At 72.9% G+C, this 19556-nt stretch carries 14 protein-coding genes; 7 read left to right on the forward strand and 7 right to left on the reverse strand.

What is annotated here, in order from left to right; translation table 11 throughout:
• Window positions 1-56: 56 nt before the first annotated feature.
• From allB to aceB, 4 genes are read right to left on the reverse strand one after another with little or no spacing between them, the layout of a single operon-like run.
• Window positions 57-1421, reverse strand: a complete 1365-nt coding sequence (allB, locus tag BLT99_RS09830) for an allantoinase AllB (RefSeq protein ID WP_092676017.1) — start codon at window positions 1419-1421, stop codon at window positions 57-59.
• An 8-nt stretch (window positions 1422-1429) separates the two neighbouring features.
• Window positions 1430-2278 carry a bifunctional allantoicase/(S)-ureidoglycine aminohydrolase gene (locus BLT99_RS09835; protein ID WP_092671658.1) on the reverse strand — a complete coding sequence of 283 codons (849 nt, stop codon included), beginning with the start codon at window positions 2276-2278 and terminating at the stop codon, window positions 1430-1432.
• Window positions 2275-3528 (reverse strand): DUF6986 family protein, encoded by a 1254-nt coding sequence (locus BLT99_RS09840; protein ID WP_092676020.1) that lies wholly within the window; start codon window positions 3526-3528, stop codon window positions 2275-2277. Before BLT99_RS09840 ends, BLT99_RS09835 begins: the two co-directional genes overlap by 4 nt.
• A 2-nt stretch (window positions 3529-3530) precedes the next feature.
• Window positions 3531-5132, reverse strand: coding sequence for a malate synthase A (gene aceB, locus BLT99_RS09845; RefSeq protein ID WP_092671660.1), 1602 nt, complete (start codon window positions 5130-5132; stop codon window positions 3531-3533).
• Between the two features lie 127 nt (window positions 5133-5259).
• Between aceB and BLT99_RS09850 the strand changes: the two genes are divergently transcribed.
• The 3 genes from BLT99_RS09850 to xdhC are packed head-to-tail and all read left to right on the forward strand — an operon-like array spanning window position 5260 to window position 10024.
• Entirely contained in the window at window positions 5260-6720 is a 1461-nt protein-coding gene (locus BLT99_RS09850) for a xanthine dehydrogenase small subunit (protein ID WP_092671663.1), read from the forward strand.
• Window positions 6717-9170, forward strand: coding sequence for a xanthine dehydrogenase molybdopterin binding subunit (gene xdhB, locus BLT99_RS09855; RefSeq protein ID WP_092671665.1), 2454 nt, complete (start codon window positions 6717-6719; stop codon window positions 9168-9170). The genes BLT99_RS09850 and xdhB overlap by 4 nt, the downstream gene beginning before the upstream one ends.
• An 11-nt stretch (window positions 9171-9181) precedes the next feature.
• Window positions 9182-10024, forward strand: coding sequence for a xanthine dehydrogenase accessory protein XdhC (gene xdhC / locus BLT99_RS09860; protein ID WP_092671668.1), 843 nt, complete (start codon window positions 9182-9184; stop codon window positions 10022-10024).
• An 18-nt stretch (window positions 10025-10042) separates the two neighbouring features.
• Here the strand turns inward: xdhC and BLT99_RS09865 are convergent, their stop codons facing one another.
• From BLT99_RS09865 to BLT99_RS09875, 3 genes are all read right to left on the reverse strand, one after another.
• Window positions 10043-10855: a phosphatase PAP2 family protein gene (locus tag BLT99_RS09865; RefSeq protein WP_229724315.1), complete on the reverse strand. Its 813-nt coding sequence runs from the start codon at window positions 10853-10855 to the stop codon at window positions 10043-10045.
• A 131-nt stretch (window positions 10856-10986) separates the two neighbouring features.
• The gene (locus BLT99_RS09870; protein ID WP_092671671.1) at window positions 10987-12258 is read right to left on the reverse strand and encodes a multidrug effflux MFS transporter; all 1272 of its coding nucleotides are present in this window, start codon (window positions 12256-12258) and stop codon (window positions 10987-10989) included.
• A gap of 277 nt (window positions 12259-12535) precedes the next feature.
• Window positions 12536-13720 (reverse strand): ROK family protein, encoded by a 1185-nt coding sequence (locus BLT99_RS09875; protein WP_092671674.1) that lies wholly within the window; start codon window positions 13718-13720, stop codon window positions 12536-12538.
• Window positions 13721-13863: 143 nt separating this feature from the next.
• Here BLT99_RS09875 and BLT99_RS09880 point away from each other — a divergent pair, with 143 nt between their 5' ends.
• From BLT99_RS09880 to BLT99_RS09895, 4 genes are read left to right on the forward strand one after another with little or no spacing between them, the layout of a single operon-like run.
• A complete protein-coding gene (locus BLT99_RS09880; protein WP_229724316.1) occupies window positions 13864-15162 on the forward strand; it encodes an ABC transporter substrate-binding protein in 1299 nt (432 codons plus the stop codon).
• 5 nt (window positions 15163-15167) lie between these two features.
• Complete coding sequence (locus tag BLT99_RS09885; RefSeq protein ID WP_092671677.1) at window positions 15168-16166, forward strand: carbohydrate ABC transporter permease; 999 nt, start codon at window positions 15168-15170, stop codon at window positions 16164-16166.
• 1 nt (window position 16167) lies between these two features.
• A complete protein-coding gene (locus BLT99_RS09890; RefSeq protein WP_092671680.1) occupies window positions 16168-17070 on the forward strand; it encodes a carbohydrate ABC transporter permease in 903 nt (300 codons plus the stop codon).
• Window positions 17067-19490 (forward strand): beta-xylosidase/alpha-l-arabinosidase, encoded by a 2424-nt coding sequence (locus BLT99_RS09895; protein WP_229724317.1) that lies wholly within the window; start codon window positions 17067-17069, stop codon window positions 19488-19490. Before BLT99_RS09890 ends, BLT99_RS09895 begins: the two co-directional genes overlap by 4 nt.
• The last annotated feature ends 66 nt before the right edge of the window (window positions 19491-19556 follow it).

A 19556-nucleotide genomic window follows, 5' to 3' on the forward strand; every position in this document is an offset into this window, starting at 1 on the left:
ACGGTAGCCGCCGGCGCGCGAATTGTCCAGATGGATAGCAGGGTCGGGACGACGGGTCACGGATGGCGCAGCATCCGCCCGCGCGTTGCCCCGCCGTCGACCGGCTCGCCCGCCAGGTACGTCGCGCGGACGACACCCTGCAGCGTGCGCCCGTCGTACGGCGTGATCGGATGACGGTGCTCGAGCCGCGCCGCATCCACGGCGAACTCGGCATCGGGCGCGACCACGGCCAGGTCGGCCGCGGCGCCGACCGCGATCTGCCCCTTGCCCTCGACGCCGGCCATGCGCGCGGGCGCCGACGCCATCCATCCGACGACGCGCTCGATCGGGATGCCGCGGCGCCGCGCCTCGGTCCAGACCACGGGCAGTCCCACCTGGAGGGACGCGATGCCGCCCCACGCCTCGGCGAAGTCGCCGTCGCCGGCGTGCTTGAGGTCGGCCGGCGCGGGAGAGTGATCGGTCACGACGAGGTCGATCGTGCCGTCCTCGAGCCCGCCCCAGAGCGCGTCGCGGTTGTCGGTCTCCCGGATGGGCGGACAGCACTTGTAGTCCGTCGCCCCGGCGGGCACGTCCTCGGCCACGAGCGAGAGGTAGTGCGGGCAGGTCTCGGCGGTGATCCGCACGCCGTCTCGCTTCGCCGCGGCGATGAGCGGCAGCGCCGCCGCCGAGCTCAGGTGCAGGATGTGCGCCCGGGCGCCCGTGCGCCGCGCGGCCTCGATCACCGTCGTGATCGCGGCCGCCTCGGCGGCCGGCGGTCGGGACGCCAGGAAGTCCGCGTAACGCCGGCCGTTCGCCGCCGGCGCCGAGCGGATGACGGCGGGGTCCTCGGCGTGCACGATCACGGGCCGGTCGAGATCGGCGAGCACCCGCATCGCCGCCTCGAGCTCCGGCGCGGTCACGGGCGGGAACTCGGGAACGCCCGAGTCGACCAGGAAGCACTTGAATCCGTACACGCCCTCGGCGACGAGCGGCCGCAGGTCGGCGAGATTGCCCGGCACGATGCCGCCCCAGAACCCGACGTCGACGGAGAGACCGGCGGCCGCCGCGGCCCGGCGCTTGACCTCGAGCGCGGCGACCGAGGTCGTGGGCGGGATGCTGTTGAGGGGCATGTCGACGATCGTCGTGACGCCGCCGGCGGCGGCCGCGCGCGTCGCGGTACGGAAACCCTCCCACTCGGTCCGTCCGGGTTCGTTCACGTGCACGTGCGTGTCGACCAGGCCCGGGATGAGCACCTCGTCGTCGGCGAGCCGCGCCATCCGCACGCCCTCGAGCCCGGCGCCGAGCGACTCGATCGCCGCGACGGTCCCGTCGCGCACGCCCACCTCGGCAGGCGCGAACGCGCCGGCGACCAGGACCCGCGCGCCGGTGACGACGAGGTCGTACGGCGCGGTGCCGGCCTCGACCGGCCCGCCCCGGGACATCCGCTCGCTCACCACCGCGGCCCGCCGGCCGGACCGCCGGCCGGATCGGTGAGCCGCACCTGCCGGTTCACGTCCTTGTAGAGCAGGTACCGGAAGGGACCCGGGCCGCCCGCGTAGCAGGCCTGCGGGCAGAATGCGCGCAGCCACATGAAGTCGCCCGCCTCGACCTCCACCCAGTCGCCGTTGAGCCGGTACACGCCCTTGCCCTCGAGCACGTAGAGCCCGTGCTCCATGACGTGCGTCTCGGCGAACGGGATCACGCCGCCGGGCTGGAAGGTCACGATGTTCACGTGCATGTCGTGCGCGAGGTCGTCGGGATCGACGAAGCGGGTGGTCGCCCAGGCGCCCTGGGTGTCGGGCATGGGACGCGGCTCGACCTCGGCGTCGTTCGTCACGAACGACCGCGGCGCGGCGACGTCGTCGAGCGGCTCGTACGCCTTCCGAATCCAATGGAAGCTCGTGATCGCGTCGCCGTCGTTGGCGATCGCCCATTCGGCTCCGGCGGCGAGGTACGCGTAGCCGCCGGGTTCGAGCACGTGCCGCTCGCCGTCGAGGCGCAGCGTGAGTGCGCCCGCCGTCACGAACACGACGCCCTCGACGCCCGGCTCGCGCTCGGGACGCTCGGAACCGCCGCCCGACGCGACCTCGACGATGAGCTGCGCGAACGTCGTCGCGAAGCCGGCGATGGGCCGCGCGAGGATCCACGAGCGCGTCCGCGTGAAGCCGGGCAGGTTGCTCGTGACGATGTCGCGGAGCACGCCCTTCGGGATCACGGTGTACGCCTCGGTCACGATCGCCCGGTCGGTGAGCAGCTCGGACTGGCCCGGCAGTCCGCCCGGCGGGGTGAAGTAGCTCATGCGCCCTCCCTCACGCGCGCGAGCGCGGTGAGCGCTCGCTCGTCGAACCCGGTGTCGGCCTCGACCTCGTCGGAGGTCAGCGCACCGCACAGCACGCCGTGCCGCACGAACCCGGCGAGCGCGCGCGCCGTGGCCGGTTCGTCGAGCACGCCGCCCGCGCGTCGGTCGTGCACGTCGCGCAGGCGCGCGGCGGCCCCGGCGTAGCTCTGGCGATAGTAGGCGTACGTCGCGAGGAAGCGGGTCGGCAGCTGCGCGGGGTGCAGGTCCCAGCCCTGCGGGAACCCGCGCTCGAGCGAGCGACGCACGAGGCGCGCGTGCAGTCGCCAGGCTGCCGGGGCGCGGTCGCCGACCGGCAGCACGTTGGTCGAACCGTCCGACAGGCGGATGCCCGTGCCCGCGACCGCGAGCTGCATCACGTGCTTCGCGTGGTCGGCCGCCGGATGCTCGAGCGACTGGTACGGCCCGGCGATGCCGAGCGACGCGCTGAAGTCGTACGTGCCGAAGTGCAGTGCGCTCACCCGGCCGCGGCCCGCGAGTGCGAGCCGGGCCACCGGCGCGACGCCGTCGGGGCCGAGCACGAGCTGCGGCGTCTCGACCTGCACCTCGAATCGCAGCCGGCCGTCGGGCAGGCCGTGCACGCGCTCGAGGGCCGCCGCGACGTCGGCCATCGCCTCGACCTGGGCGACCGTCGAGACCTTCGGCAGGGTCAGGGCGAGGCCGTCGGGCACTCCGCCGTGCTCGACGAGCGTCGTGATGAAGAGATCGAGCGTCCGGATGCCGCGCACGCGAGTCGCGGCCTCGAAGCTCTTGAAGCGGATGCCGATGGATCGCGGCGCGAAGCCGGCCCCCTCGGCGGCGAGCACCCGGCGCGCGGCGCGGACCGCGTCGGCGTCCTCGTGCTCGTCGCCGTGGTCGCCGTACCCGTCCTCGAAGTCGATGCGGAGGTCCTCGATCGGTTCGCGGTCCAGCTTGACGTGCACGCGCGGCACGACCGCCGCCGCGAGCCGCTCGTCGAAGCCGATCAGGCCCGCGACCGCGTCGAGGCCACCCGCGGCCTCGACCGCCTCGCGCGCCAGTCGGCCCCACACCGTCGTGAGCTCGGGCGTGAACCGGTCGCCGGGCACGTACACCGTGTGCACCGGCTGGCGGGAGCTGTCGTCGCCCGGGTAGGCGCGGGCGAGCAGCTCGTCGGTCGCGACGAGCCGGGCGTCGATCGCGGCGAGATCGGCGGCGGAGAGGGCGGTGCGCACGCTCACTCCAGCAGCTCGTAGGCGGGGAGCGTGAGGAAGTCGACGTACTCGTCGGCGAGGCACAGGTCGGCCACTAGTCGGGCCGCCGGCTCGTAGTGGGCCGTGAACCGGTCCGGCGGCACGTCGGCGCGCAGGGCGGCGACCTCGTCGTCGAGCACCTCGCGCACGAGCGCGGGCGTCAGCCGCCGACCTGAGTCGGCGAGCACGGTCTCGTGCCGCAGCTGCTGCCACACCTGCGAGCGCGAGATCTCGGCGGTGGCGGCATCCTCCATGAGACTGTGCAGGGCGACCGCGCCGTTGCCCGAGAGCCAGACGGCGAGGTAGGCCACGGCGACCGACAGGTTCGTGCGGAGGCCCGCCTCGGTGACCTGCCCGCCCGTCGCGGCGACGTCGAGCAGCTCTGCCGCGGACACCTCGACCTCGGGCCGTTGCCGATCGAGCTGGTTCGGCCGGTCGCCCAGCACGCCGTCGAACACCTCGCGGCAGACGGGCACCAGGTCGGGGTGCGCGACCCACGAGCCGTCGAACCCGTCGTCGGCCTCGCGCGCCTTGTCGGCCCGCACCTTCTCGAACGCGACCGCGGTCGCCTCGGGGTCGGCGCGGTTCGGCACGAACGCCGCCATGCCGCCCATGGCGACCGCACCGCGGCGGTGGCACGTCTTCACGAGGAGCTCGGTGTACGCGCGCATGAACGGCGCGGTCATCGCCACCGAGGCCCGGTCGGGCACGACGAACTCGGGCCCTGCGTCGCGGAACACCTTGATGATGCTGAACAGGTAGTCCCATCGGCCGGCGTTCAGGCCCGACGCGTGGTCGCGCAGCTCGTACAGGATCTCGTCCATCTCGAACGCCGCCGGGATGGTCTCGATGAGCACCGTCGCCCGGATGGTACCCGGCGCGAGCGACATCCGCTCCTCGGCGAACGAGAACACGTCGTTCCAGAGGCGCGCCTCGAGGTGCGACTCGAGCTTGGGCAGGTAGTAGAACGGTGCGTCGCCGCGGTCGATGAGCAGCTGCGCAGTGTGGAACGCGTGCAGGCCGAAGTCGACGAGGGAGGCCGAAGCGCGCTCGCCGTCGACCAGGACGTGCTTCTCGGGCAGGTGCCATCCGCGCGGACGCGTCACGACGGTCGGCCGGCGGATGTCGTCTCGCAGCGCGTACTCCTTGCCCTCGGGCGACGTGAAGGCGAGCGTGCCGCGCGCAGCGTCGCGCAGGTTGCGGATGCTGCCGACGATGTTCGCCCACGTCGGGCTGCAGGCGTCCTCGAGGTCGGCGAGCCATACGCGCGCACCCGAGTTGAGCGCGTTGATCGCCATCTTCGCGGGCGCCGCCGGACCGGTGATCTCGACGCGGCGGTCGACGAGCGCCGGCGGAGGCGGAGGCACGCTCCAGTCGCCGGACCGGACGTCGGCCGTCTCGGCGAGGAATCCGAGACGTTCCTCGCCGCGCGCGATGCGGTCGCGGCGCTCGCGGCGCGCCTCGAGCCGTTCCCGTCGACGCGCGTCGAAGCGATGGTGCAGCTCCTCGACGAACGCGAGGGCGTCGTCGGCGAGGATCTCCTCCCCGCCCGCGACGTCGTCGGCACGTGCGATCTCGATCGTCATGCGGCTTCCGCTCCCCTCCGGGTCGATGCCACCACGCTGCCCTCATCTTGGCGCACGACGGGCGCGCCGTCACGAGGTCTCCGCCCTTCCGCGCGAGCGTAGACTCGCCGGAACGAGGGGTGCGAGGATGGACGACTCGATGGTGACCGTCAACGGACGGTCATGCACGTTGCGCGGAGTCGCGCCGCACACGACGGCGCTCGACTGGTTGCGGGCGCAGGGGCTCACGGGCGCCAAGGAGGGCTGCGCCGAGGGCGAGTGCGGCGCGTGCTCGGTGCTCGTCGCCATGCCCGACGGCGCCGACGGCACCGCGTGGACGGCCGTGAACTCGTGCCTCGTCCCGGCCGCCGCGCTCGACGGCCAGGAGGTCGTGACCGCCGAGGGTCTGGGCGCGCCCCAGTCCATGCATCCGGTGCAGGCCGCGCTCGCCGCCGCGGGCGGCTCGCAGTGCGGGTACTGCACGCCCGGGTTCGCCTGCAGCATGGCCGCCGAGTTCTACCGAGCCCGGCGGGGCGAAGCGGATGGCGCGAGCGAGGCGGATGGCGCGAGCGAGGCGGATGGCGCGGGCGCGTTCGACGTGCACGCGCTGGCCGGCAACCTCTGCCGGTGCACCGGCTACCGGCCGATCCGCGACGCCGCGGTCGGGCTCGGCACCCCCGACGCCGACGACCCGCTGGCCGCGCGCCGGAGCCGGCCCGCACCCGAGACGGTCGCGACCCGGATCGAGGCCGACGGCGCTCGCTTCGTCCGCCCTCGCTCGCTCGACGAGGCCTTCGCCCTGATCGCCGACGAGCCCGACGCCGCGGTCGTGGCCGGCTGCACCGACTGGGGCGTCGAGGTGAACCTGCGCGGACGCCGTGCGCCGCTCACGGTCGCCATCGACCGCCTGCCCGAACTGCGGGGATTCGCGTTCGGCGACGCCGGCATCGAGCTCGGCGCGGGGCTGACCCTCGCCGAGGCCGAACGGCTCCTCGAGGGCCGCGTGCCGCTCCTCGCCGAGCTGTTCCCGCAGTTCGCGTCGCCGCTGATCCGCAACCGCGCGACCCTCGGCGGCAACCTCGGCACCGCCTCCCCCATCGGCGACGCCGCACCGGCACTGCTCGCGCTCGAGGCACGGCTCGTGCTCGGCTCGATCGACGGCGAGCGCGAGGTCGACCTCGCCGAGTACTTCACGGGCTATCGCACGACCGTGCGCGGGCCGGGCGAGCTGATCCGTTCGGTGCGGATCCCCCTGCCCCTCGCCGCACTCTCAGGCTTCCACAAGGTCGCGAAGCGCCGCTTCGACGACATCTCGAGCATGGCCGCGGCATTCGCGCTCGACGTCGGCGCCGACGGCGTCGTGGCCGCGGCGCGCATCGGGCTGGGCGGCGTCGCGGCGACGCCGATCCGAGCTCGCGCGACCGAGGCCGCGCTGGTCGGACGACGGTGGGACGGCGAGGCCGTGCGGGACGCGGCATCCGTGCTGGGCTCGGAGGGGACGCCGATGAGCGACCACCGCGCGAGCGCCGAGTACCGCGCGATCATGCTCCAGCAGTCGTTGCTGCGGCTGTTCCGGGCCGCGGCCCACGAGGAGGTGGTGCCCGCATGAGCGGACTCGCCGATCGCCCCGACGGCGCCCTCGTCGGCGTCGCCCTGCCGCACGAGAGCGCGGCGCGCCACGCCACGGGCACCGCGATCTACACCGACGACCTCGCCGCCGGTCGCGCCGACGTGCTCACCGCCTGGCCGGTGCAGTCCGAGCACGCGCACGCGCTCGTGACCCTCGACGTCGCGCCGGCGCTCGACGTGCCCGGCGTCGTCCGCGTGCTCACCGCATCCGACGTGCCGGGCGAGAACGACGCGGGCGCGAAGCACGACGAGCCGCTCTTCCCGTCCGAGGCGATGTTCCACGGCCACGCGCTCGCGTGGGTGCTCGGCGAGACCGCCGAGGCGGCTCGGCTCGGCGCCGCCGCGGTCAACGTCGCGTACGAGCCGCTGCCGTCGATCGTCACGATCGGCGAGGCCATCGAGGCCGGCTCGTTCCAGGGCATCGCGCCGACCGTGCAGCGCGGCGACGCGGCATCCGCCCTGGGGTCGGCGCCCCACGTGTTCGAGGGCGTGTGCGAGATCAACGGCCAGGAGCACTTCTACCTCGAGACGCACGCCTCGCTCGCGCACGTCGATCCCGAGGGGCAGGTGTTCGTCGAGTCGAGCACGCAGCACCCGTCGGAGACGCAGGAGATCGTGGCGCACGTGCTCGGCGTGCCGAACCACCGCGTGACCGTGCAGTCGCTGCGGCTCGGGGGCGGGTTCGGCGGCAAGGAGATGCAGCCGCACGGGTTCGCCGCGATCGCTGCGCTCGGCGCCACGCTCACGGGGCGGGCGGTGCGCCTGCGGCTCACCCGTACGCAGGACCTCACGATGACGGGCAAGCGTCACCCGTTCCACGCCGCCTGGCGGGCCGGCTTCGACGCGGACGGGCGCATCCTCGCGCTCGAGGCGACACTCACCTCCGACGGCGGCTGGTGCCTCGACCTGTCCGAGCCCGTGCTCGGGCGAGCGCTGTGCCACGTCGACAACGCGTACTGGATCCCCGACATCGTCGTGCACGGTCGCATCGCGAAGACGCACAAGACCTCGCAGACCGCGTTCCGCGGGTTCGGCGGCCCGCAGGGCATGTTCGTGATCGAGGACATCCTCGGCCGCGTCGCTCCGCTCCTCGGGATCGATCCGGCGGTGCTGCGCGAGCGCAACCTCTACCGGCCCGGCCAGACGACGCCGTACGGACAGGAGGTGCGGCACGCCGAGCGCCTGCACGACGCCTGGGCGCGCGTGCGCACCGAGGGCCGGCTCGATGAGCGCCGCACCGAGGTCGAGGCGTTCAACTCCGCCCACCCCGACGTCAAGCGCGGGCTCGCCATCACGCCCGTGAAGTTCGGCATCTCGTTCACGTTCACCGCGTACAACCAGGCCGGCGCACTCGTGCACGTCTACCGCGACGGCTCCGTACTCGTGAATCACGGCGGGACCGAGCTCGGGCAGGGCCTGCACACCAAGATGCTGCAGGTCGCCGCGACCGCGCTCGGCGTGCGGATGTCGGCGGTGCGGCTCGCGCCGACCCGCACCGACAAGGTCCCGAACACGTCGGCCACGGCCGCGTCGAGCGGCGCCGACCTCAACGGGGCGGCGGTCAAGCACGCGTGCGACCAGATCCGCGAGCGCCTGGTGCCCGTCGCGGCCGATCTGCTCGGCGTCGCCGCAGAAGACGTGCGGTTCGAGGGCGGAAAGGTCTCGGGTCCTGATCCGGATGGCACGTCGCTCGGCTTCGACGAATTGGTCGAGGCGGCGTACGCACGCCGCGTGCAGTTGTTCGCCGCCGGGTTCTACCGCACCGAGGGCCTCGGCTGGGAGCCCGGCACGATGCAGGGCACGCCGTTCAAGTACTTCGCCTACGGGGTCGCCGCCAGCGAGGTGGAGGTCGACGGCTTCACCGGCGCGACCCGGCTGCGGCGCGTCGACATCGTGCACGACGTCGGCGACTCGCTCTCGCCGATCATCGACCTCGGCCAGGTCGAGGGCGGCTTCCTGCAGGGCGTCGGATGGCTCGTGCTCGAGGAGCTGCGCTGGGACGAGACCGATGGGCCGGGGCGCGGACGCCTGCTCACGCAGTCGGCGAGCACCTACAAGCTGCCGAGTCTCGGCGAACTGCCCGACGAGCTCAACGTGCACTTCCTCGAGCGCGCGACCGAGGATGGCGCGGTCTACGGTTCGAAGGCGGTCGGCGAGCCGCCGCTCATGCTCGCCTTCAGCGTGCGGGAGGCGATCCGCGAGGCGGTCGGCGCCTTCGGGCCGCGCGGGCACAGCGTCGAGCTCGGGTCGCCCGCGACGCCCGAGGCCGTCTTCTGGGCGGTCGAGGCGGCGCGCGGGGCCGGCGACGCCGACCGTGACGCGTCGGCCGAACGGTCGGATCGGCGGGCTGAGACCGCGGCGGGCGCGCCGGACCGGCTCGCCGACGCGGGACTCGCCGCCGCACGGCGTTCCCCGCGCGCGGAGCACTGAGCGAGGCGCGCGTGGACTGGATCGAGGCCGTGCAGCGGCTCCGCGCCGAGCGCCGCCCGGGCGTCATCGTGACGCTCGCGATGGTGCGCGGTCATGCTCCCCGCAACGGCGGCGCGAAGATGGTCGTCTCCGCCGACGGCGCGGTCGGAACCGTGGGCGGCGGCAACCTCGAGCGCACCGCGCTCGAACGGGCGCGAGCGATGCTGGCCGAGGCATCCGTCGAACCGGAACTGCTCACGTTGACGCTGAGCGACAAGGCCGTCACCGACTACGGCGTGCAGTGCTGCGGAGGAGAGGTCACGATGCTGCTGGAACCCGTGCCCGTCGTGCCGGTCGTCGCGATCTTCGGGATGGGGCATGTGGGCCTCGAGCTCGCGCGCATCCTGGCGCGACAACCGATCGAGCTGCACCTCGTCGACTCGCGCGAGGCGATGCTGGCCGTCGATCGCCTCGGCGTGCCCGGCGAGCGCGGGCCGCTGGCCGACCCCGTGGCGACCGTGCAGGTCGAGCACCGGCCGGTGCCCGAGGCGGCGCTGCGCGACCTGCCGGCCGGTGCGCACGTGCTCGTGATGACTCACGACCACGCCGAGGACCTCGCGATCTGCGACCTCGCGCTGCGATCCCCCGGCATCGCGTCGATCGGGCTGATCGGCTCGCGCTCGAAGTGGGCGAGGTTCCGCACGCGACTGGCCGCCGCCGGACACGACGATCGCGCGCTCGAGCGCATCACGACGCCGATCGGCATCGACGCCATCCGCTCGAAGGAGCCCGCGGCGATCGCGGTGAGCGTCGCCGCACGGATCCTGCAGCTCGTCGAGGAGACGGCCCCGGTCGGCACGTCGGTCGTCGAGTAGCGCCGCCCGGCACGGGCGCTACGCGCGCTCCCGCACCCGGGCCGGCGGCGTGATGTGCGACTGCGCTCGGGCCGCGTTGCGCTCGGCGATGATCGCCGCGCGGCGCAGCCGCTCGGCCTCGAGCTTGCGCGCGAAGAGCGTCCACGTGAGCAGCGCCATCCCGGCCCCGACGAGCGCGCCGCCGATCGTGTCGGTGAGCCAGTGCGCGCCGACGTAGGTGCGGCTCACCGCCATGAGGAACGTGTAGATCGCGCCGGCGATCCACACCCAGCGCTTGGGCGCGATGATGCCGATCGCGACCGCGATCGTGGCCGCGTTCGCCACATGGCCCGAGGGGAACGAGCCGAAGTCCGCCACGACGAGGATGTCCTCCGGTCGCGCGCGGCCGAACAGGTTCTTGAGCAGCTGCACCATGAGCGCACTCGCCGCCGACGCGACGATGAAGTAGAGCGCCGCCCACGGCCGGCGGATGACGAGAAGGGTCACGGCCGTCGCGATCGGCACGATGACCACGCCCATGATGCCCCCGCCGAGCTCGTCCATGCCGAAGGCGAAGACGTCCCAGATCCCGCCGCGGAACTCGAAGACCTCCTCGGCCCACTCCTCGTCGATCCCGAACGGCATCCCGCCCGACCGCAGTGCGATGAGCACGCCGAGCACGGCCGCGATCACGACCGCGGCGATGCCGGCGGCGAGTGGCACGAACCGTGCGACGTACTCGGTGCGCGCCACCCGCGCGGCGGGCCTGAGGTCGTCGCTCTTCGCCGCGGTGCGGCCGGCTTCGCTCGTCGTCGTGCCCTCGGGGCCCTGGTCGGTGCCGGGTGCGCTCATTCCCTCACGGTAGTCCGCGCGCAGCGAACCCCATGAGATCGGATGCCGCGTGGCCGAGCATCGCGCGATCCGCTATCCTTCGGCCTGCGCGCCGGCGCATCGCGCGGCACGCGATATCCGCTCGGCGGGGGTCAGTCGGAGAGGGCGGGAACCGTCGCCGGGCGCACGAGCGCCCAGACCCCGGCGATCGCGATCACGGCGGCGCCGAGCATCACGACCGCCATGGGGACCGCGCTGCCCACGCCGAACAGTCCGGCGAGCGGCGAGATCGCACCGGCCAGGCCGAAGTTCAGCGCGCCGAGCAGCGACGCCGCAGTGCCGGCCTCGGCACCGTGGTTCGCGAGCGCGAGCACCTGCACGGCCGGGAAGGTGAACCCGCATGCGGCGATGTAGATCCAGAGCGGGATCGCGGTGCCCCAGAAGCCGGCACCGGCGCCGTCGAGCACGACGATCGCGATCGCCATCGCGAGGTGCACGACCGTGGTGCCGGCGATGACGTACTGGGGCGGGATCGGGCCGCGGATGAGCCGCGACGAGATCTGCACGCCCGCGACGACGCCGATCGAGTTGACGGCGAAGAGGATGCCGTACTGCTGCGGCGTGAATTCGTAGACCTGCTGGAACAGGAACGAGGACGTCGACAGGTACGCGAACAGCCCGGTGAAGGTCATGCCGCCTACGAGGGCCGCACCGAGGTAGACGCGGTCGCGGAACAGTGCCCGGTACCGCTGTCCGACCGACGAGTGGCCGGCGATGTGGCGGCGCGACTCGGGCAGCGTCTCGACGATGAAGAAGCCGACGGCGGCGACCACGACCAGCCCGTAGCCGGCGAGCACCCAGAAGACGCCGCGCCAGTCCATGACCTGCAGCAGCTGCGAGCCGATCACCGGCGCCAGCACGGGCGCGAGTCCGTTGACGAGCGCGAGGCGCGAGAGCATGCGCACGAGCGGCTTGCCGCCGAAGAGGTCGCGAACCATGGCCATCGCCACGACGCCGCCGGCCGCCGCACCGAAGCCCTGCAGCAGGCGGAACACGACGAGCCACGCGATGTCGGGTGCGAGCGCCGCGGCGACCGACGCCGCGATGTGCAGGGCGGTCGAGAGCATCAACGGCAGGCGACGGCCGACCTTGTCGCTCCAGGGGCCGACGATGAGCTGGCCGAGGCCGAAGCCGATCATCGTGCCGGTCAGCGTGATCTGGATGGCGGCGGCGTTGACGCCGAGCTCGGCCTCGAGTGCGGGGAACGCGGGCAGGTAGAGGTCGATCGTGAACGGCCCGAGCGCGGTGAGCGCGCCGAGGACGAGCACGTAGACGAGGCGCTGACGACGGCTGAGCAGGTCGCCCGGATGCCGCGGCGCGGTGTAGTCGTCGGGCCGGACGATGGGGATGGAGGCAGTGGACATGGAGTTCCCGAGGCGTGCTGGAGTGCGGACGTGCGAAGGTCGGTGCAGGCGCACGCCGTCGGGCGCCGGGAGGACGAAGCGGCGCCCGTCATGCTGGGCGCCGCCGCTGGGTGATCTCGGCCGCGAGGGCCTCGAATCGATTCGACTGAGTTTCGATTGTAGCGTTTCACCCCCCGGGGCATGCAAGTGCCGGCCGTCGGCGGGCCCCGGTCGTACCCGCGAACGGGTCCGCGCGCGGCCAGCGGCGCGGCCCGGAGCCGTCCGACCGGCTGCCACCTCAGCCCGCTGCGCCGAGCGGATCGGCCAGCAGTTCCGTGAACGCCGCTTCGGCCGCCCCGATCATGAGCCGGTCCTCGCCGAGCGCGGCGACGCGGACGTCGACGTCCTCCGCTGCGGCCGGCATCGCCTGCGCGGCCATCGCGTCGCGCAGCGCGGCCGGGTCGAGGTCGGCGAGGGTCGCGAGGAACCCGCCGAGGATCACGAGCGACGGGTTGAGCACGTTCACGGCGTTCGCAAGCGCGGTCGCGAGGATTCGGCGCTGCCGCGCGAGCTCGTCGGCGATCGGGGCGCCGTCCGACGCATCGAGGGCCGAGCGGATGGCGGCCGCCAGTGTCGGCTCGTCGGCGCCGCGCAGCCCGACCGCGTCGAGCAGCCGCGAGCGGCTCACCTCGTCCTCGAGGACGCCGCCGTTCGCACGGCGGTCCTCGACCGATGCGATGCCCGGACGGTTCTGGCCGAACTCCCCCGCGTATCCGCTCTTGCCGCCGACGGGCCGGCCGTGCACGATGAGCCCGCCGCCGATGCCGCTCGCGCCGCCGTTGAGGTACAGCAGGTCGTCGACGCCGCGACCGGCCCCGAAGAGGTGCTCGGCGATCGCGCCGAGGCTCGCGTCGTTGCCGACCGCGGTCGGCAGCCCGGTCGCCTCCTCGACGAACGCGCGGATCGGCACCTCCCGCCACTCGAGGTGCGGGGCGAAGCGCACGAGGCCGTCGGAGGCGCGCACCAGGCCCGGCACGGCGAGGCCCACGCCCGCGAACCGGCCGTGCTGCAGGTCGCCCGTCCGCCACCGCGCGATGGCATCGGCGATGAGCCGGGCGGTCTCCTCGGGCGTGACGAGGTGGTCGACCTCGATGCGCTCGCGCGCCTCGATCCGTCCGCCCAGCCCGACGGCGGCCACGGTGACGGCGTCGACCTCGGGATTCACGGCGACCGCGACGAGCCCGGGATGGGGTGCGATCACGGGGGACGGCCGACCGACCCGATTGGTGGGGTCGGGCGCGCGTTCCTCGGCCAGGCCGAGCTCGACGAGCTCGGCGGAGAGCGCGGCGATCGTCGACCGGTTGAGGCCGGTCAGCGCCGTCAGGCGCGCGCGCGAGAGCGGCCCCTCGAGATGCACGAGGCTCAGCACACGTGCGAGGTTCCGGCGATGGACGCCGTCGAAACTGCCGGACCGGTCTGTCACGCGTCCACTCTAGGGACGCCCCGCCATCCGGGCGGGTCGGCGCGCCGAATATGTTGCGCTTGACCGCAAATCGGTGGCGTCGTATATTCAAGTCGTCCGTATCACTTTCGGCGTAGATGTCGAAAATTTCGAAGGGTTCAATGATGAACAGACGCAGCACCATGCGGTTCGTCACGCTCACCGCGGCCACCGGCCTCGCGCTCGCGTCGCTCACGGCGTGCAGCGCCGGCGGCGGGGCTGACGACGGCGGCGACGGCGACGTCACCATCACCTGGTGGCACAACGGCACGACCGGCCCGCTGCCCGATGTCTGGGAGGAGGTGGCGACGGAGTTCGAGGAGGCGCACCCCGGCGTCACCGTCGAGCAGACCGGCTACCAGAACGAGGAGCTGCAGCGCACGCTCATCCCGAACGCCCTCGCGGCGGGCGACCCGCCGGACCTGTTCCAGGTCTGGCCGGGCGGTGAGCTGCGCGACCAGGTCGAGAACGGCTACCTCATGCCGCTCGACGACGAGATCGCCGACACCATCGAGAGCGTCGGCGCGACCGTCAACCCGTGGCAGGTCGACGGGAAGACCTACGGCGTCCCGTTCACCTTCGGCATCGAGGGCTTCTGGTACAACACCGACCTCTTCGAGCAGGCCGGCATCGACGCGCCGCCCGCCACTTTCGACGAGCTCACCGACGCCGTCGGCAAGCTCAAGGACGCCGGCATCACCCCGATCGCCGTGGGTGCGGGCGACAAGTGGCCGGCCGCGCACTGGTGGTACCAGTTCGCGCTCCACTCCTGCTCGCCGGAGGCGCTTCAGGCGGCGGAGACCGAGTACGACTTCGAGGACGAGTGCTTCGTCGAGGCGGGCGAGCAGCTCGAGGAGTTCCTCGCGCTCGAGCCCTTCCAGGAGGGCTTCCTCGGCACCCCCGCCCAGCAGGGCGCGGGAAGCTCCGCCGGTCTCGTCGCGAACGGCCAGGCCGCGATGGAGCTCATGGGCCACTGGAACGCCGGCGTGATCGGCGGTCTCACGGCCGACCAGCAGGTGCCGCCGTTCCTCGGCTGGTTCCCGTTCCCCGGCATCGAGGGCGCCGACGGCGACCCGACCGCGGCGCTCGGCGGCGGTGACGGATTCGGCTGCTCGGCCGAGGCCCCGCCGGAGTGCGCCGAACTGCTGGAGTACATCATGAGCGAGGACGTGCAGGCGAAGTTCGCCGCCAGCGGCTCGGGCATCCCGACCGTCCCCGCAGCGACGGAGTCCCTCGACGACGAGAACCTCAAGGCCGTGGCCGAAGGGCTCGCGAACGCCTCGTTCGTGCAGCTCTGGCTCGACACCGCCTATGGCACCACCGTCGGCAACGCCATGAACGAGGGCATCACCAACCTCTTCGGCGGCGCCGGTACGCCCGAGGACGTCGTCACCAGGATGCAGGACGCCGCGGCGACGCAGTAAGCACCATGACCGCAGTCCTCAACCCGGCCGGGCCCGCGACCACCGCGGGCCCGGCCCCCACCGCCCCGGTGCGGCGCCGCCGTTCCGGCTCGACCCGCCAGCGGATCGAGATCACGATCCTGGTGGGCCCCGCCCTGCTCCTGTTCCTCGGCTTCGTGATCCTGCCGGTGCTGCTCGCCGCGGTCTACAGCCTCTACAACCTGCCCCCCGCGTTCCGCTGGGAGCACCTGGCCGACCCCGAGCGGTTCGTCGGCCTCGCCAATTACGAGCGCGCGTTCAACAGCCCCGAGTTCATCCGCGCGATCGGCAACAACTTCATCATCCTGTTCCTCTCGCTGCTCATCCAGGGGCCGCTCGCGATCGGCATCGCGCTGCTGCTGAACCGTCCGATGCGCGGGCGCGGCGTGCTGCGGCTGCTCATCTTCGTGCCGTACGTGCTCGCCGAGGTCATCGCGGGCCTCTCGTGGAAGCTCCTCCTGCAGCCGCAGGGCGCCGTCAACGCCATGCTCGAGGCCGTCGGGCTCGGCGCCTGGCAGCAGAACTGGCTCGCCGACCCCGAGATCGCGTTGTGGACGCTCTTCGTCATCCTGACGTGGAAGTACCTCGGCTTCGCGATCATCCTCATGCTCGCCGGACTACAGGGCGTGCCCGAGGAACTCGCCGAGGCGGCAGCCATCGACGGCGCGAACTGGTGGCAGATCCAGCGCCACATCACGATCCCGCTGCTCGGCCCGACCATCCGCATCTGGGCGTTCCTCTCCATGATCGGCGCGTTGCAGCTGTTCGACATGGTCTGGGTTACTGTCGCCCCGACGGTTCGCGCGATGGCGACGGAGACCATGGCGACGTACATGGTGCAGCAGGGCCAGTTCGCCGGCCAGCCCGGCTACGGCAGCGCGATCGCCGTCATCCTCTTCTTCATCTCCCTGATCGTGGCGCTCGTCTACCAGCGCTTCGCCCTCCGCCGCGACCTCGCGGGCGCCATCACCCGAGGAGTGCGCTGACATGACCGCCACCACCGCCATCACCACGGGCCGTCCGCCCGAGGACCTGCCGGAGCGGCGCGCCGCCGGGCGCCGGTTCGACTGGGGCCAGCCGTTCGTCTACCTCATCGCGCTCGTCGTGGCCGCACTCGCGATCGGCCCGGTCGTCTACGTGTTCCTCGGCGGCTTCCGCACGACCGCCGACCTCAACGCCGACCCTGCCGGGCTGCCCGACCCGTGGACGCTGGAGAACTGGGTACGGGTGCTGGGTGCGCCTCGCTTCTGGGGCAACGTGTTCGCAAGCGTCGTGCTCGCGGCCGGCACCACGCTCGGTGTCGTCATCGTGGGCATCATGGCCGCGTTCGTGATCGCCCGGTACGAGTTCCGCGGCCGTCAGGGCCTCTACACCCTGTTCACCGCCGGTCTCATGTTCCCCCTCACGGTCGCCGCCCTTCCGCTCACGCTGATGCTCCGCACCCTCGGGCTGCACGGCACCTACCTGGGCGTGATCATCCCGTCGATCGCGTTCGCGCTGCCGACGACGATCATCATCCTGGTGCCGTTCCTGCGCGCCATCCCCGACGAACTGGAAGAGGCCGCGCAGATCGACGGCGCCTCGCGCATCGGGTTCTTCTGGCGCATCCTGCTGCCGCTTTCGATGCCGGGCCTCGTGACCGTCGGCGTGCTCGCGTTCGTCGGCAGCTGGAACGGCTACCTGCTGCCATTGCTCGTGATCAGCACGGGCACCCTGCCGCAGGACCTGTGGCCGCTGCCGCTCGGCGTCACCCAGTTCTCGACGCAGTACTCGCAGGACACCGCGGCGGTGCTCGCCTACACGTCCCTCGCGATGATCCCGGCGCTCGTGTTCTTCCTCGCCGCCGAGCGACGCATCGTCGGCGGCCTGCAGGGGGCGGTGAAGGGATGACGCAGCTCGACGACGCGACCGCGACGCCGGCCGCACCGATGACGGATGCCGCGTGGCGCGACTCCGCCCGCCCGCTCGACGAGCGCGTCGAGGCCCTCGTCGCCGCGATGACGCTCGACGAGAAGCTCGCGCAGCTCTACGGCGTGTGGGTCGGCGCCTCCGACGACGGCCACGCCGACGTCGCCCCGCATCAGCACGACCTGAACGACGACGTCGACCTCGACGACATCCTGCCCGCCGGCCTCGGACAGGTCACGCGCCCGTTCGGCACGGCCCCGGTCGACCCCGCGGTCGGAGCGCTCTCGCTCGTGCGCATGCAGGAGCGCATCGTGGAGGCCAACCGATTCGGCATCCCCGCCGTCGCGCACGACGAGTGCCTCGCGGGCTTCGCGGCGTGGGGGGCGACGGCCTACCCGGTGCCCCTGTCGTGGGGCGCGACGTTCGACCCCCCGCTGGTCGAGCGGATGGCGCGCCGCATCGGCGAGGACATGCGCTCCGTCGGCGTCCACCAGGGCCTCGCGCCGGTGCTCGACGTCGTGCGCGACGCCCGCTGGGGCCGCGTCGAGGAGACCATCGGCGAGGACCCGTACCTCGTGGCGAGCGTCGGCACCGCGTACGTGCGCGGGCTCGAGTCATCCGGCATCGTCTCGACCCTGAAGCACTTCGTCGGCTACTCGGCGTCGAAGGCGGGACGCAACCTCGCGCCCGTGTCCGTCGGCGAGCGCGAGCTCGCCGACGTGCTGCTCCCCCCGTTCGAGATGGCCGTCCGCGAGGGCGGCGCGCGCAGCGTCATGAACTCGTACTCCGACCTCGACGGCGTGCCGTCGGCGGCCGACCGGTGGCTGCTCACCGAGCTGCTCCGCGAGACGTGGGGCTTCGACGGCACCGTCGTCGCCGACTACTTCGCGGTCGCGTTCCTGAAGCTGCTGCACGGCGTGGCCGACACCTGGGCGGATGCCGCGGGCGCGGCGCTCGAGGCCGGCATCGATGTCGAGCTGCCCACCGTCAAGGCGTTCGGCGAGCCGCTGCGCGCTGCGGTGGCGTCGGGTGCGATCGATGTCGCGCTCGTCGATACGGCGCTCCGGCGCGTGCTGCGGCAGAAGGGCGAGCTCGGCCTGCTCGACGCCGACTGGTCGCCGATCCCGCCGGCCCTCGAGGGCGTCGACCTCGCGGATGCCGCGGCGGTGCGGGGCACGATCGACCTCGACTCGCCCGCCAACCGCGACGTGGCGCGACAGCTCGCCGAGCGCGCCGTCGTGCTCGTCCGCAACGACGGCACGCTGCCGCTCGCGAGCGGCGACGCTGCGCCATCCGTCGTCGCGGTCATCGGCCCGAACGCCGACGACCCGTACGCCATGCTCGGCTGCTACTCCTTCCCGACGCACGTCGTGACGCAGCACCCGGGCGTCGAGATGGGCATCCGCATCCCGACGCTGCTCGAGGCGATCCGGGCCGAGTTCCCCGGAAGCGACATCCGCCACGCGCTCGGCACGACCGTCGACGGCGGGGAGACCGACGGCATCGCCGATGCCGCGGCGCTCGCGGCATCGGCCGACGTCGTCGTGCTCGCGCTCGGCGACCGCGCCGGGCTGTTCGGGCGCGGCACGAGTGGCGAGGGCTGCGACGCCGAGTCGCTCGACCTCCCTGGCGCGCAGCAGCAGCTCGTGGACGCGGTGCTCGACACGGGCACGCCCACCGTGCTCGCGCTGCTCGCCGGACGCCCCTACGCACTCGGCCGCGCGACGACGGAGGCGGCCGGCATCCTGCAGGCGTTCTTCGCCGGCGAGGAGGGTGCGCCCGCGATCGCCGGCGTGCTGAGCGGACGCGTGAACCCGAGCGGGCGCCTGCCCGTCTCCATCCCGTCGACGCCCGGATCGCAGCCGACGACGTACCTGGCCGCCCCGCTGGCCCGCGCCAACGACGTGTCGAACGTCGATCCGACGGCGGCGTACGCGTTCGGGCACGGCTTGGGCTACACGTCGTTCGACTGGGAGTCGTTCGAGTGCGACGACGACGCCATCACGACGGACGGGGCGACGAGTGTCCGGGTGCGCGTGCGCAACTCGGGCGACCGTCCCGGCAGCGAGATCGTGCAGCTCTACCTGCACGATCCCGTGGCGTCCGTGGTCCGGCCCGTGCAGCGGCTCATCGGGTTCGCCCGCGTCGAGCTGGATGCGGGCGAGGCCGCCGACGTGTGGTTCACGGTTGCGGCCGACCTCGCCTCGTTCACGTCCCGGTCGGGCGAGCGCGTCGTCGAGCCCGGCGAACTGGTGCTGAGCGTCGGCCGGTCGAGCTCCGACCTGGTACACGCGTGCACCGTGCGGCTCGACGGGCCGGTCCGGGTGGTCGACCACACTCGACGCCTGCATCCCATCGTCGACGTCGAGCGCGCACCGATGGAGACGCCCACGACGGGCTGACCACAGCGAGGCTCCGGCGGATGGCGCTCGTGCGCGCCATCCGCCGGGCCGTCGCGCCCGCAGAAC

This window comes from Agromyces flavus, assembly GCF_900104685.1.
Lineage (GTDB): Bacteria > Actinomycetota > Actinomycetes > Actinomycetales > Microbacteriaceae > Agromyces > Agromyces flavus.